This window comes from Phytobacter cepae, from assembly GCF_054165735.1.
Genome location: NZ_CM135107.1, coordinates 2863561 through 2878602, shown reverse-complemented (window position 1 = coordinate 2878602; position 15042 = coordinate 2863561). Strand labels below are relative to the sequence as shown.

12 protein-coding genes are annotated in these 15042 nt (G+C 53.2%); 4 read left to right on the top strand and 8 right to left on the bottom strand.

Annotated features, from left to right (window positions below; all coding sequences use genetic code 11):
- Nucleotides 1-1560 carry a YdgA family protein gene (locus ACUY4Q_RS13385; RefSeq protein ID WP_458043248.1) on the bottom strand — a complete coding sequence of 520 codons (1560 nt, stop codon included), beginning with the start codon at nucleotides 1558-1560 and terminating at the stop codon, nucleotides 1-3.
- A 99-nt stretch (nucleotides 1561-1659) separates the two neighbouring features.
- Entirely contained in the window at nucleotides 1660-2838 is a 1179-nt protein-coding gene (manA, locus tag ACUY4Q_RS13380) for a mannose-6-phosphate isomerase (protein WP_458043247.1), read from the bottom strand.
- A gap of 197 nt (nucleotides 2839-3035) precedes the next feature.
- Here manA and fumA point away from each other — a divergent pair, with 197 nt between their 5' ends.
- Together fumA and fumC are read left to right on the top strand one after the other, a co-directional pair.
- Nucleotides 3036-4682 (top strand): class I fumarate hydratase FumA, encoded by a 1647-nt coding sequence (fumA, locus tag ACUY4Q_RS13375; RefSeq protein ID WP_458043246.1) that lies wholly within the window; start codon nucleotides 3036-3038, stop codon nucleotides 4680-4682.
- 148 nt (nucleotides 4683-4830) lie between these two features.
- On the top strand, nucleotides 4831-6231 hold the full coding sequence (gene fumC, locus ACUY4Q_RS13370; protein ID WP_458043245.1) for a class II fumarate hydratase: 1401 nt from the start codon (nucleotides 4831-4833) through the stop codon (nucleotides 6229-6231).
- Here the strand turns inward: fumC and tus are convergent.
- The 3 genes from tus to rstA all read right to left on the bottom strand — a co-directional run bounded on the left by tus (nucleotide 6228) and on the right by rstA (nucleotide 9268).
- Nucleotides 6228-7157, bottom strand: a complete 930-nt coding sequence (gene tus, locus ACUY4Q_RS13365; RefSeq protein WP_458043244.1) for a DNA replication terminus site-binding protein — start codon at nucleotides 7155-7157, stop codon at nucleotides 6228-6230. The genes fumC and tus overlap by 4 nt on opposite strands.
- Nucleotides 7158-7235: 78 nt before the next feature.
- Entirely contained in the window at nucleotides 7236-8525 is a 1290-nt protein-coding gene (rstB, locus tag ACUY4Q_RS13360; RefSeq protein WP_458043243.1) for a two-component system sensor histidine kinase RstB, read from the bottom strand.
- Between the two features lie 26 nt (nucleotides 8526-8551).
- Nucleotides 8552-9268 (bottom strand): two-component system response regulator RstA, encoded by a 717-nt coding sequence (gene rstA, locus ACUY4Q_RS13355; protein ID WP_458043242.1) that lies wholly within the window; start codon nucleotides 9266-9268, stop codon nucleotides 8552-8554.
- A gap of 128 nt (nucleotides 9269-9396) precedes the next feature.
- On the opposite strand from rstA, the gene ACUY4Q_RS13350 reads away from it, so the two are divergent.
- Entirely contained in the window at nucleotides 9397-9732 is a 336-nt protein-coding gene (locus ACUY4Q_RS13350; RefSeq protein ID WP_458043241.1) for a GlpM family protein, read from the top strand.
- On the opposite strand, the gene folM is transcribed toward ACUY4Q_RS13350, so the two are convergent.
- The 3 genes from folM to ydgH form a co-directional block, all read right to left on the bottom strand.
- Nucleotides 9729-10451: a dihydromonapterin reductase gene (gene folM / locus ACUY4Q_RS13345; RefSeq protein WP_458043240.1), complete on the bottom strand. Its 723-nt coding sequence runs from the start codon at nucleotides 10449-10451 to the stop codon at nucleotides 9729-9731. The two genes, ACUY4Q_RS13350 and folM, sit on opposite strands and share 4 nt — an antisense overlap.
- A gap of 32 nt (nucleotides 10452-10483) precedes the next feature.
- Complete coding sequence (locus ACUY4Q_RS13340) at nucleotides 10484-11866, bottom strand: amino acid permease (RefSeq protein ID WP_458043239.1); 1383 nt, start codon at nucleotides 11864-11866, stop codon at nucleotides 10484-10486.
- A 180-nt stretch (nucleotides 11867-12046) separates the two neighbouring features.
- Nucleotides 12047-12991, bottom strand: a complete 945-nt coding sequence (ydgH, locus tag ACUY4Q_RS13335) for a DUF1471 family protein YdgH (protein WP_458043238.1) — start codon at nucleotides 12989-12991, stop codon at nucleotides 12047-12049.
- A 520-nt stretch (nucleotides 12992-13511) separates the two neighbouring features.
- Here ydgH and pntA point away from each other — a divergent pair.
- Nucleotides 13512-15041, top strand: a complete 1530-nt coding sequence (gene pntA, locus ACUY4Q_RS13330; RefSeq protein ID WP_458043237.1) for a Re/Si-specific NAD(P)(+) transhydrogenase subunit alpha — start codon at nucleotides 13512-13514, stop codon at nucleotides 15039-15041.
- Nucleotide 15042 lies beyond the last annotated feature (1 nt).

The following is a 15042-nucleotide window of genomic DNA, read 5'->3' as shown; positions in this document are numbered from 1 at the left end:
CTACTGCTGCGGCACCACCGGTGCTGTGGGTGCCGCCGGGTCGGCAGGCACTGCCGGCGCTTGTGGCGCGCCCAAACCCGGTTGCCCCAGGGCAGGCAGGCCGAACATGCCTACAAATTCATCCAGCGGCATCTTCTCACCATTCAGCGTGACCTGACCGTTGGCATACTGCAGGCTGGTGCCAATGGTGTTGTTTTCCATTGTGGTGATGCGGAACATCTGCCCCATCGCCGCCAGCCCTTTAACCTGCTGATTGGCCAGTTTTTCGGCTTCCGCTTGCTGATACCCTTCAAGCTTCGCCACCTGCGTCATAAACTCAACCGCCATATCCATCGGGATGGTCAGCTTGCTGTCGATGGACTTCACATTGCGATCGACTTCCTGTGCCAGGGTCTGTGCCGGCGCGGTGGTTTTGGCCGGATCTTTCAGGAACAGCGACAGGTTAAAGGCGGTTTCACCTTTGGCGTTTTTCCAGCTCAGTGGGGCAATGGTGATAACCGGTTCGCCTTTGAGCAATAACGGTACCGCATTGAAGAAGGCTTCAGTGGCTTTTTGCTGATACAGCACCGGATCCTTCATCACGTCAGGCTGTGCCATAAGGGCCTGAGTCTGGGCGTTATATTGCTGGCTGAACTGGTGCCAGGCTTCGCCGTCAATCTGACCCACCTTCAGGGTCAGCTTGCCGCTGCCCATATCCTGGCCCTGAACTTTCAGGCTGCTAATGGCGTAATCCACCTGGCTGTCGATGTTTTTCTTGTCGGTAGAGACTTCGGATTTGGCATTCAGGTTCATGCCTTCCAGCACGGCCATCTCTTTGTTTTCCACCGCAATCGCCAGTTTATCCAGGGTCAGTTTCTGATTACCAATTCGCTCATTAAAGCTCGAAAGCTCGGTCGTCCCTTCGGTCTTCAGATTATTGAAGGAGAGTTGTACGCGCTGATTGTACTCGTTCACGGCATCAACCAGTGCGCTCTGCGCCTGACCGCTGAGCGTAACAACATTGCCATCCTTGTCCGCACTGAGGCGGAATTCGCCGCCGCTGAACGCGACTTTCTCACCTTCCTTTTCAGAATTCAGCGCGCGCAGGGAGATATCGCTACGCGAATCGCCGCCATAGCCAATACGGGTTTCAACCACAACCGGCGACTGACCTTTGGCGATATCAAACAGCGGCCTGGTCACGTCATTGTTCACAAGCGTAGAGTGAACCGACGCCATGGAAGGAATAAGGTTGAAGGTTTTTAGCTGCGCCAGCGGGAAGGGACCATGATCGACATTTTCATGCAGGACAATACTTTGCCCGGGTTTTAGCCACGGATTCTCTTTACCTTCGACGGGCTTAACCACCAGCTCCAGTTGGCTGGAGAAGAGGCCACGGTGATAATTTTGTGAGGAGATGACCACGCTCGCTTCCGGCGCAACGCGGTTTATCTGACTATTTGCTTCGGTAACCATCTGGGCAAGACGGCCCTCAAGTTGTTTTCCCGTGTACCAGGCACCTGCGGTCCAGACCACACCCAGAGCAATGACAACGCCTACAGCAACCAGCGATTTTTTCATTCGATTTGTCCCTAAAAATAAAACCAGGCGGAACAAGCCGCCTGGACAGATGAAAAGGCTGAGTAAATCTTAGCAACGCTTGCTAAAAAGTTCAGTAACTTAGTCCAGCTTATTATAGACCCGCGCTACGCGTCCGACACCGCTGACGCCGATCGGTGATTCATTGGCCGCGATAAATGCCGACTCGCCAGGCTTGAGCACCAGGCGGTTTTCGCCTTTACTGAGCACGGCTTCGCCCTCTACGCAGAAGACAATGGCTGCACTTTGCTGCGCCAGTTCTGCGGTACGGGTACTGAGGTCATGCAGGGAAAAGGCGAAATCGTCGACCGGAATCGGGAAGTCCAGCGAGGTGTCATTTTTGACCGGCGTGGTCAGCAGCGTGTCGGCCGGTTTAGGGGTGAATTTAACGTTAGCGACCAGCTCAGGAATATCAATGTATTTCGGGGTCAGGCCCGCGCGCAGCACGTTATCGGAGTTCGCCATCACCTCCAGGGCAACCCCTTTCAGATATGCGTGCGGCGTTTCCGCGAACAGGAACATCGCTTCACCTGGCTTGAGTTTCACCACGTTCAGCAACAGGGGAGAGAAAAGACCGCTGTCGTCCGGGTAAAATTCGCTAATCGCGCGAATGGTCTCCCAGGGCTCGCCCTGCTGGCCGTTCAGCGCCGCTTTGAGTACCGCCAGCGCACGGGATTTTTCGTCGCCCTGCATATTAAGCAGAGCAGCAAACAGTTCGCTCAGTCGTTCTGAACCCGGCTGCTGGAGAAAATGCGCGATAGCGTTATGTGCCCCTGCGACCGGTTGAAGCAGCGACACGATTTCTGCAAAGGGGCGGAACGCATTCATCGCCAGGAAGGGGGTGAGGGCGAAGACCAGTTCAGGTTTATGGTTAGGGTCTTTATAATTGCGCTCAGCGGCATCAAGAGGAATACCCGCCGCATTCTCTTTGGCAAAGCCTGTCTCTGAATTCTGCTTATTCGGATGCACCTGAATGGACAATGGCTGATCGGCGCAGAGGACCTTAAACAGGAAAGGCAGTTCACCGAAACGGTCGGCAACTGCCGTACCCAACAGTGTGGATTTATCCTGTTCAATCACCTGACGCAAGGAGTGCGGTTGACCCGCTGCATCCTGCACTTTTGAGCTGCTCTTCGGGTGCGCGCCCATCCACAATTCGGCCATTGGCAAATTGTCAGGGTTGTCGATGCCGTAGAGTTCCGTTAACGCAGTTTTACTTCCCCAGGCATAGTTTTGCACTGAGTTGATGAGTTTTTGCATTATCCCGCCCTTAATCATGTTTAACGTAAGTGCGGGTATTAAAGCAATAAACCCGCATGAAGTAATCAGCGCATGTAAAAAGTCGTACTAGTCTCAGTTTTTGTTAAATAATTGTGTAGGATATGCGGACTCGCTTTTTTGTGGCAGATGGATGTCCTGCCGAATAATAACCAGATCGTGCAGTAAGTGAGAGAACAATGTCGACTAAAACCTTTACTTATCAAGATCCTTTTCCGCTGAAAAAGGACGAGACCGAATATTATTTACTCAGCAGTGACTATGTGTCCGTGGCCGAATTTGAGGGGCAAGAGATCCTCAAAGTTGACCCTAAAGCACTTACCCTGCTGGCCCAACATGCTTTTCATGACGCCTCCTTTCTTTTACGCCCCGCCCACCAGCAGCAGGTTGCCGATATCCTCAGTGACCCGGATGCCAGCGAAAACGATAAATATGTTGCCTTACAGTTTTTGCGTAACTCCGAAATCGCTGCCAAAGGCATTCTGCCGACCTGCCAGGACACCGGCACGGCGATTATCATGGGCAAAAAAGGGCAGCGGGTCTGGACCGGGGGAGGGGATGAAGCCGCGCTCTCCCAGGGCGTCTATAACACCTATATCGAAGACAATCTGCGTTATTCACAAAACGCGGCATTAGACATGTACAAAGAGGTTAATACCGGTACCAACCTGCCGGCGCAGATTGATCTCTACAGTGTCGATGGGGATGAATACAAATTCCTCTGCATTGCCAAGGGCGGCGGTTCGGCGAATAAAACCTATCTCTATCAGGAGACGAAAGCGCTGCTGAGCCCCGGTAAGCTTAAAAACTATCTGGTCGAGAAGATGCGCACGCTGGGCACGGCGGCCTGCCCGCCCTACCATATCGCCTTCGTGATCGGTGGAACCAGTGCCGAAGCCACACTCAAAACCGTTAAGCTTGCCTCGACCAAATACTATGATGGCTTGCCCACCGAGGGGAACGAACACGGTCAGGCCTTCCGTGATGTGCAACTTGAGAACGAATTGCTGATTGAAGCCCAGCAGTTGGGTCTCGGCGCGCAGTTTGGCGGCAAATACTTTGCCCACGATATTCGCGTCGTGCGTTTACCGCGTCATGGCGCATCCTGCCCGGTTGGCATGGGCGTTTCCTGCTCCGCGGACCGTAACATTAAAGGTAAAATTAATCGCGAAGGCGTCTGGCTGGAAAAACTGGAGCAAAATCCGGGTAAATATATTCCTGAATCCTTGCGCGCAGCGGGCGAGGGGGAAGCCATCAAGGTTAACCTCAACCGTTCGATGGAAGAGATCCTCGGCCAGCTTAAGCAGTATCCGGTATCCACGCGGTTGTCACTGACCGGCACGATTATCGTGGCGCGCGACATTGCCCATGCCAAGCTGAAAGAGCTCATGGACGAAGGCAAACCGCTGCCACAATATGTCAAAGATCACCCCATCTATTACGCCGGCCCGGCTAAAACGCCTGAAGGGTACGCTTCAGGCTCGCTGGGGCCAACAACCGCGGGGCGGATGGATTCCTATGTCGATCAGCTTCAGTCTCAGGGCGGCAGTATGGTCATGCTGGCGAAGGGCAACCGCAGTCAACAGGTGACCGATGCCTGCCATAAGCATGGCGGCTTCTACCTGGGCAGCATTGGTGGCCCGGCGGCGATTCTGGCGCAAAACAGTATCAAGAGTCTGGAGTGCGTGGCCTACCCGGAACTGGGTATGGAGGCTATCTGGAAAATTGACGTGGAAGATTTCCCGGCCTTTATTCTGGTAGATGATAAAGGTAACGACTTCTTCCAGCAGATCCAGTCGGGCCAGTGCGGCCGCTGTGTAAAATAAGACCCGCCGCCCTTCGGGGCGGTTTTTTTTGCGCCTTCTTAAAGCGCACGAAGCAATAAACGTCGTTATAACAAGCATCAATACTTAAGCTTTGTTAGCAGGTGAGCCATGTCGGTACTCAACATCACTTCGTAACAGGGAGAAAGTCATGACAACGCATCGTAGTGAAAAAGACTCCATGGGCGCAATTGACGTCCCGGCGGATAAGCTGTGGGGCGCACAAACCCAGCGTTCTCTGGAGCATTTCCGTATTTCAACGGAGAAAATGCCGGTCTCGCTTATCTATGCACTGGCGCTGACCAAACGCGCTGCCGCGAAAGTTAATCAGGATTTGGGGCTACTGGCAGCCGAGAAATCCCGCGCGATTATTGATGCTGCGGACGAGGTACTGGGCGGAAAGCATCCCGAGGAGTTCCCCCTCGCTATCTGGCAAACCGGCTCCGGTACCCAGAGCAACATGAACATGAATGAAGTGCTGGCCAACCGTGCCAGTGAACTGTTAGGCGGTGAGCGCGGAATGGCGCGCAAAGTTCATCCTAACGATGATGTGAATAAGAGTCAGAGTTCGAATGATGTCTTCCCAACGGCAATGCATGTTGCCGCGATTATTGCGCTGCGCGAGCATCTGATCCCTGAACTGCATGTGCTGAAAAAGACGCTCCACGAGAAGGCCATCGCCTTTGCTGACATTGTCAAAATCGGGCGCACCCATTTGCAGGATGCGACGCCGTTGACCCTCGGGCAGGAGATTTCCGGCTGGGTGGCGATGCTCGAGCATAATCTCAAACATATTGAACTCAGCTTGCCGCACCTAAGTGAACTGGCGCTGGGTGGGACGGCCGTCGGCACCGGGTTAAACACGCATCCTGAGTATGCGAAACGGGTGGCTGACGAGCTGGCATCCTTTACCCGTCAGCCTTTCGTCACCGCTCCGAATAAGTTCGAGGCGCTGGCCACCTGCGATGCGTTGGTGCACGCGCACGGCGCCCTGAAAGGGCTGGCTGCTTCATTAATGAAAATTGCTAACGATGTGCGCTGGCTGGCCTCAGGGCCCCGTTGCGGCATTGGTGAGATCTCGATTCCGGAAAACGAACCAGGCAGTTCCATCATGCCAGGGAAAGTGAACCCGACACAGTGCGAAGCGATGACCATGCTCTGCTGTCAGGTGCTGGGCAACGATGTCGCCGTCAATATGGGCGGGGCCTCTGGCAACTTTGAGCTCAACGTTTTCCGGCCGATGGTGATTCATAACTTCCTCCAGTCAGTGCGCCTTCTGGCGGACGGCATGGAGAGCTTTAATGAACACTGTGCAACAGGTATTGAGCCTAACCGCGATCGTATTGACCAACTGCTCAATGAATCGTTAATGCTGGTGACGGCGCTGAACACGCATATCGGCTATGACAAAGCGGCAGAGATTGCCAAAAAAGCGCATAAAGAAGGGCTGACGTTGAAAGCATCGGCGCTGGCGCTCGGCTACCTGACGGAAGCCGAGTTCGACAGTTGGGTGCGGCCTGAATCCATGGTTGGCAGCATGAAGCCAGCCTAATCGGCAACGTACAGGTGCAGCCGGGGAATGATGAGCGTTAACGGCTGCGCTTGGGGCTTATAACGATGCTGGACATTGTCAGCCTGATAGTTAAGCAGCTCGCCAATGTCCGGCACTTTACCTCCATTCTCTTCGGATATCAGCGCAATCAGCGGCGTGGGGCAGGCGTACTGCACCTGCTTTTGCGAACCTGAATACCAGACCCGCGCAATGGGCTGCACTTTCACCGGACGCTTGATTTTCAGACGCGTATGCTGCGGCAGTGCCGCAATATCCTGATACTCCTGTTCAAGGCGAGCTTGCCACTGCTCTCGGCTCCAGGGGGCGACGGCACGCGGTGATTTGCGGCTTTTATCGAGCAGCGCGAGTACCTCGTCACGAGTGAAGTTCTTGATGATATGTTTGTTGGCCCAGCCAAAACGCAATGTTGCCGGATCGCGGAGCGTGGTCAGCGTCCGATAGGCATTCAGCGTAATAAGCCCAGGCAGATGGCGATGGACCCATTCGAAACGGGCGGTTGGGGGAAGGCCAGAGTCGACGGTGACAATCCGCTCGAAGGTCATTTTCAGCGCATTGATTGTGCTGACTGCTGCTTCCAACCTGGCGCGGGCTTCAGCATCGACCTGATAACAGATAACGCCGGGCAAACGCACCGCGGCCTTGCTGCTGCGGTTTTCAGACTGCTGCTGAATAAACAGATGTGCGTAATGTTTATGCGCCAGTGCAGCGGCCTCGTTACCAATATGTTGTTTCACCTGGATAGCGGGCAGCGGGTCGTGCTCCGCACCCTTTTCCACATCCGGAAGTGAAAATACCCGGCCCGCCAGCAACCGGCACTGGGCGAGATCGGCATTAAAGGCCGCCAACGTTTGTTCTAGCTGGCGGAAGGTCGTATTAAGGCGTTCGATCAGGTCATAGCTTGCCATGGAACTGTCCATTTAGTTACAACATACTTAATATATACCATAGCGCCGCTCACCTGACCAGTGGAGCTATGCCGCTGCTCAGGGCAGATCAACCAAATGGTAAACTGGCCAGCGAAAACTAAACTGTGCGCCACCCAAAGCGCTTTCACCGCAGGTTACGTCACCGCCCATCGCCTGAGCAATAGAATGCACTATGGCCAGACCCAGGCCGCATCCCCCCGTGGCGCGATCCCGGCTGGGATCAAGGCGCACGAAGGGTTCGAAAACGCGCTGACGATCCTCAGATGCGATTCCCTGGCCATCATCTTCCACGCTAAGGATGGCCGTTGTGCCTTCGCGCGTCAGGTTGACCCTCACGGTGGTTTCGCAATAGCGCAGGGCGTTGTTGACCAGGTTATCGAGTACGCGTTCCATCAGACGCATGTCCAGTGCGCCATACTCCGCACTGTCATGATTAAGAAGCAGCGTACGGCCAGGGTTAACAATTCGAGCATCATCGATGTAACTCTGGATCCAGGCGGCAAAATCCGGGGTGGTCAGTTTCAGCTCGTTTTGCGGTCGGTCGAGACGGGCATAGGTCAGGAGTTCCTCAATCAGCGCTTCGAGCTGACCAATATCCCGGTTTAAGGCCGCGCGTTCGCTGTCGCTCAGGTTATCACTCATTTCGAGACGATAACGAAGCCTGACCAGCGGGGTACGGAGTTCATGCGCGATGCCGTCAATTAACTGTTTTTTGCTGGCAATCAGGGCATTGATGTTATCCGCCATTTGGTTAAAGGCGATGCCCAGCCGCTCAAAACTGGAGGTGCTGTCAAAATGGATACGCTCTTCCAGGTGCCCGTCACCGAAGCGTTGCGCCGCGGACTCCAGCCGAAGCATCTCCTGCCAGTGAGGTCGCATCCAGATGAACACCGGGAAGGCCAGCGAAATAGCAATAAATACCATCAGCGTGATATCAAGAATGCGCATTTCATGCATATAAAACAGGTAGGGGACCGGTCCTACGGCCAGCACATAATGGCTGCGGGGAATTCGCTGGATAAAGGTATATTCTGAATCCAGCGCGACAATATCCCCTTCACGCATCCGTTGATCGGCGGGGGGATCCAGCCTGTACTTACTCATCGGCTCAATTCGCAGATTGAACGAGAGATTCAAATCCAGATCTTTAAGCGTCTTGTTCCACTGATGAGGCGGGATCTCACGCAGTTCACTGCGCATCAGATAGAGCGAGCTTTTCATCAAATCGTCCAGCGACTGTCTGCCTGCCCGCTCGGCGGTGAACTTGTACACCAGCCCGACCAGCATGGTCATCACCAGGAAGCAGACAAACAGCAGAAGATAAAACTGGACGAAAAGTTTTTTCATAAAGGCACCCGCGAATAAAGCCGGACTCAGTTATCCCAGGCGTGTGGGGCGAAAAGATAGCCTTTATTGCGCACAGTTTTGATGCGATAGGGCTCAGTCGCGTTATCGAGCAATTTTTTACGCAGACGAGAGATAGCCACATCCACGCTGCGATCCATACCGTCATAGGTGACGCCACGCAGATTTTTGAGTAAGGCATCCCGATCCATGATTTGCCCGGCGTGGGTGGCAAGCTCCCACAACAGATCAAAATCAGCCGTTGAGAGTATCACCTGTTCGCCGCTCAGCGTTACCTGACGGTTTACCGGGTCGATAGCTAAGCTGCCGAAACGCAGTGCCTTGTGCTGTTTCAGGGCTGCCGTGGGCTCCTGTTGACTGACCTCGGCACGCTGACGTAAATGCAGACGTAAACGGGCGAGCAGGACGGCGGGAGGGGTGGTTTTAAGAATGTAATCGTTCGCGCCCATTTCAAGCGAGAGGATATGGTTCATGTCACTGTCGAGCGAGGTGAGCAGCACGATAGGACCCGTCCACTGCTGGCGTAAATCCCGGCACAGCGTCATGCCGTCTTTACCTGGCAGCATAATGTCCAACAGGACCAAATCTGGATTTTCGCGCGCAATCACCTCTTCGGCGCGATCGCCGCGCGGTTCAACAATGACATCCATATCGTGTTTGCCCAGATAAGCGGCAATCAACGCGCCCACTTCCGGGTCGTCTTCTACAAAAACGATCTTATTCATATGCCATCGTGATAAGTCGAAAAGGCAAACATACACTGCCTCGCAGCAACCTTCCATTAATCTTTTCTAAACGAGGAGGGTTCCGTTATGCTGTAGGTTATTGTTGTTACTGAATTATAGGGCAAAACATGGGGTTGGTGATTAAAGCGGCTATTGGCGCGCTGGTGGTGGTGCTGATTGGCATTCTGGCCAAAACAAAGAATTATTATATTGCCGGGCTGATTCCTTTATTCCCGACCTTTGCGCTGATTGCCCATTATATTGTCGCCACCGAGCGTGGCATCGAAGCACTGAGAGCGACTATCGTTTTCGGCATGTGGTCAATTATCCCCTATTTTATTTATCTGCTGTCGCTCTGGTATTTCACTGGCATTATGCGGGTCGGTCCGGCGCTGGGTGGGGCGGTGCTCTGCTGGTGCCTCAGCGCCTGGATACTGATTTTTTGCTGGAGCCGTTTTCACTAACGTAAGGGACGCCCGCCATCCACGGCAAAACTGCGCCCGGTGACGTAACAGCTTGTGAGCAGATAATCCACCAGCTCGATTATCTCTTTCTCACCCGCTACGATTTTCATCAACGATTTATTCAGCGCCTGCTGGCGATACTGCGCATCGTCGGTCTCGTTAAACAGAATCATTGCGGGGGCAATGGCGTTGACTTTGACCTCGGGTGCCAGTTTTTTTGCAAATGAGCGTGTCATATTATCCAGCGCCGCTTTACTGGCCGCATAGGCAATATGCTTATCGCTGCCCCGCTCAACAACATAGTCGGTGAAATGGATGATATCGCTGGCCGCATGGCCAGCGCCGCGCAATAAACCTTCCAGTGCATGGTTGAGCAGATACGGGGCGTGGACATGGATCTGCAGCATCCGTGTGAGCACATCACTGAGGGCGATATTCCGCGTTTCAGCCTGCCAGTCGCTGGCGTTATGAAGCACTGCCCTGAGGCCTGCGGTCTGAGATTTGACGGTTTCAGCAAATGAGAGAATGCCCTGGTCAGTACTGAAATCCGCCTGAATGCAAACGGCCCCTGCGCTTTCAAGCTGGTCAATTGCCGGATAACGGGTGCGGAAGCTAACGATAACGGCCTGCTGATGATGCAGGAAATGGTGGGCGAGGGCGAGGCCAATACGACGGCCTCCACCGGTAATCAAAATCGGGCGTTCAGGTTTTTTCCCCATCGGATATCTCCAGTGATGATGGGGAAACGTTGTTAACCCATCAACATCCACGTGGCCGGAACGGCGGCAATCAGCAACAAGCCAATCAGAACGCACTCCCGGCGTGAAAGCAGGCTATCAATGTTATGTGTACGGCGGGCATACATAAAGACCAGCAGGCCGGGCGCATACAGCACAACGGATAACAGCAAATGCATAGGACCGGATGCGTACAGTAGCCACAATCCGTAGATACAGGCACCGACAGCGACCGTTTTGTGCAACGTTTTTTGCGCAATTTTGAACAGAAATGCCCCTACCAGGAAATAAGGGACCAGAATCATTTCTGATGCAATAGTCAACAGCGTGTTGTAATCCGAACCTGTGAGCCAGATCAGCACCAGACAGACCTGAACGCTGATATTGGTCAGCCATAGCGACGCTGCCGGTGCGTTATTTTTATTTTGTCTGGCAAAGATGCGCGGAAACGCTTTATGAGTGGCCGCCAGCAACGGCACTTCTGCCGCCATAATCGTCCAGCTCAGGTAGGCCCCGCACACGGAAACGATAAGTCCGGCGGCAATGACCACATCGCCCCAGCTCCCCATCAGCTTGACCATCAGACCTGCCATCGACGGGTTACGCATGGCCGCCAGCTCAGGGCGGGAAATCACCCCGACAGAGAGCAAGGTAACCAGCAAATAGACAGAGAGCGCTGCCAGCACCGCCATGAGGGTGGCACGACCTACGTCTCGTTTATTGCGCGCACGTGCAGAGACGACAACGGCGCCTTCGACGCCAATAAACACCCACAGCGTTATTAGCATGGTGTTTTTAACCTGTTCCCATACCGGTACGCCCAATGCGAAACCAGAGAAATCGAGGCGGAAGGTGTCAAAGTGGAATGCCACTGCGGCGAGCACAATAAACAGGCCGAGCGGGACTAATTTAGCGAGCGTCGCAGCAAGATTGATGCTGGCCGCAGTCTGTACCCCACGCAAGATTAGGGCATGAACAATCCACAGCAAAACAGAGGCCCCGACGATGGACTGCCAGGTGTTACCGTCGCCAAACAGCCGTAATTCAGGCGTATCAGTAAAGAAACTCAGCGCGGAAAAGACAATAACCAGATAAGAGACGTTGGCGATCACTGCACACAGCCAGTATCCCCAGGCGGAACAAAAACCGATGAGTTCGCCAAATCCTTCACGTGCATAGGTGAAAATTCCGCCGTCAAGATCGGGGCGGACGCGGGTTAAGATCAGCATGGCAAAGGCGAGCAGGAGAATCCCGACACCGGTAATGGCCCAGCCAATCAAAAGTGCAGCAGGGCTTGCGACTTCGGCCATATTTTGTGGAAGGCTGAAGACGCCTGCGCCAAGCATTGAGCTAAGAACCAGCGCAGTCAAAGCGCTCAGGCCAAGTTTCTTTTCCATGGGTATCCTGTCAAAAAAGAACTCAATCCAGAATAATTATTTTGCATGAGCGCATAAAAATGGTGGATATCACTAAGGCGCGGGATTTTACGGAGAGTCGGAATAGCATGCAATGCAGGAGTGCATAAATTTGCAGAAAAAGTGAAAAAAGGCGGCATTTGCCGCCTTTCAAAGGAGGAGTTACTTGTAGAGATCGGCACTGATGGTGATGTTACTACCGTTCTCCTGCCACTGGCGGGTGATGTGGTAGTACTTGGCACCTTTCTTCGCTGCGCGTTTGGCAACCTGATAGGAAATCTCAGTCATGTTACCGTAGTTGCCGGTGAACTTGATGCTGTCAAAGGGCACCATTTGCGCAGCGGTAATTTTGTTCACTTCTTCGATTTTGGTGCCGTCAGGCAGGTTAACCGTATAACGGCCTGCTTTAGAGGTTTGGGTTTCGAAGAAACGTCCTACTTCGTAGCTCGGCGTGGCGCTGGTGGCAACGCCAGGAATTTCGACTTTTTTCGCCTCTTCACCGCCTTTCGCCAGTGCGGCACGGCCCGCCTCAGAATCGCGAGGAATCGCGTCCGGGCTCTGCAGTACACGTTTTTTCGCGTCGGCTTTATAGAGGTAAGCCGTAATCAACTGATTACCGCCCTGGTTGGCATCGACCTGACGAACAATATAGAAGGAAGAGGCGCCCTTGGCTTTAGCGGCTTTGGTGATCGCATCGTTCACTTCAGGCTGGCTACGGTAAAAACCCTGTACGGTTACGGTATCAAAAGGTTCCAGCTCGATAGCTTTATCTTTAGGTAACTCGGTCAAACCGTTTATCACACGGAATTTAACGGGATCGGCTTTAGGGGCATCTGCTTTATAGAGGTCGGCGCTGACGCGCTGATTGCCGCTATTGCCAAAGTCCGACATCTCTACAACGTAAAATGAAGCCGCGCCTACTTTATCTGCACGGTTCGACACAGCGTTGACGGCATCGCCAATGGAATTATAACGACCATTAACAACAATACGATCGTAGGGTTTTAACGCTGCCGCTTGCTCCGGCGTTAACTCGGTCGCGGCATGAGCTGACAGAGTAGTAACGGTAAGAAATGCTGACGCCAGGAGGGTAAACTTATGCTTCATAAAAATAATCCTTCGCCTTGCGCAAACCAGATGCTGGTGTGGTTGTTATCAAAAAACGTCGCTGATTATTGCATTTAAACAAGGCGGCTGTCTGCGTCATTTTTCACTGTGCGTGCTACCCGTAAGACGTTTTACGATAACGATTAATGATATGTTGAAAAAATACGCGCTTGACCAGCAAAAGTAATAAAGCATACGCATTTTTCAGGTTAATACATTGTTAAAAGCATGTTTCTTGTTGGAGATTAATCGTGTTTTGCCGCTCCGCTTGAGCGGAATATCGGCCTGTACTGACGAAATAAAGGGAAATAACTATGTCTTATAGCGTTCTTGCCCGGTTTTGACCGATAAAAAAAGAATTTCTGAATTCTCGCGCTAGATCACAAGCGTGAATTTCAGTAGGTTATAGAAAGTTTGTTACTGTTTTATTTTCCGGGGCGTCGTTGGTCGCTGAATATCGCGTTGTACGATCCCGGACATTACTGACAAACCATCTCTCACATTGATGGAAGGGAAAACTATGCGTATTGGTGTACCAAAAGAACGGTTGGCCAATGAAACCCGCGTTGCAGCGACGTCGAAAACGGTCGAGCAACTGCTTAAATTGGGTTTCACCGTCGCGATTGAAAGCGGCGCCGGTAAACTGGCCAGTTTCGATGACCTCGCATTTACCGAGGCAGGTGCGGCTATTGTGGACGCGAATGATGTCTGGCAGTCAGATATCATTCTCAAGGTTAACGCGCCGGGCGATGACGAAATCACACTGCTCAATCCTGGCACGACCTTAGTCAGTTTTATCTGGCCGGCGCAAAATGCCGAACTGATGGAAAAACTGGCGGCGCGCGACGTCACCGTAATGGCAATGGATTCGGTGCCGCGTATCTCCCGTGCACAATCGCTGGATGCCTTGAGCTCCATGGCCAACATTGCCGGTTATCGTGCAATTGTGGAAGCCGCCCATGAATTTGGTCGCTTCTTTACGGGGCAAATCACCGCCGCCGGAAAAGTCCCCCCTGCAAAAGTCATGGTGATTGGTGCGGGCGTTGCCGGGCTTGCTGCTATTGGTGCGGCTAACAGCCTGGGCGCGATTGTTCGCGCTTTCGATACCCGTCCTGAAGTGAAGGAACAGGTCCAGAGCATGGGCGCTGAATTCCTTGAGCTGGATTTCAAAGAAGAAGCCGGTAGCGGCGATGGTTACGCGAAGGTGATGTCAGAAGCCTTCATTAAAGCCGAAATGGCACTCTTTGCCGCACAGGCGAAAGAGGTCGACATCATCGTCACCACGGCGTTGATTCCAGGCAAACCGGCGCCAAAACTGATCACTCGTGAAATGGTTGACTCCATGAAGTCAGGCAGCGTGGTGGTGGATTTGGCGGCTCAAAATGGCGGTAACTGTGAATACACCATCGCTAATGAAGTGGTCACCACAGCGAACGGCGTGAAAATTATCGGTTACACCGATTTACCAGGGCGTCTGGCAGCGCAGTCTTCGCAGCTTTACGGTACTAACCTGGTGAACCTGCTAAAACTCCTCTGCAAAGAGAAAGACGGAAATGTGAGCGTCGATTTCGAGGATGTCGTTGTCCGTGGCGTAACCGTGATTCGTGAGGGTGAAGTGACCTGGCCGGCGCCTGCCATTCAGGTTTCCGCACAGCCTCAGGCGGCAGCCAAAGCAGCGCCGGTCGCAAAAGCAGAAACCAAACCGACTTCGCCGTGGGTGAAGTACGGCATCATGGCGTTGGTCATCGTGCTGTTCGGTTGGCTGGCAGATGTAGCGCCTAAAGAGTTTCTGGGGCACTTTACCGTGTTCGCCCTGGCCTGTGTTGTCGGGTATTACGTGGTCTGGAATGTGTCGCATGCGTTACATACGCCGTTGATGTCGGTGACTAACGCCATTTCCGGCATCATTGTAGTCGGTGCGCTTTTACAGATCGGTCACGGTGGGTGGGTCAGCTTCTTGAGTTTTATCGCAGTGCTGATCGCCAGTATTAATATTTTTGGTGGTTTCACCGTCACTCAGCGCATGCTGAAAATGTTCCGGAAGAACTAAG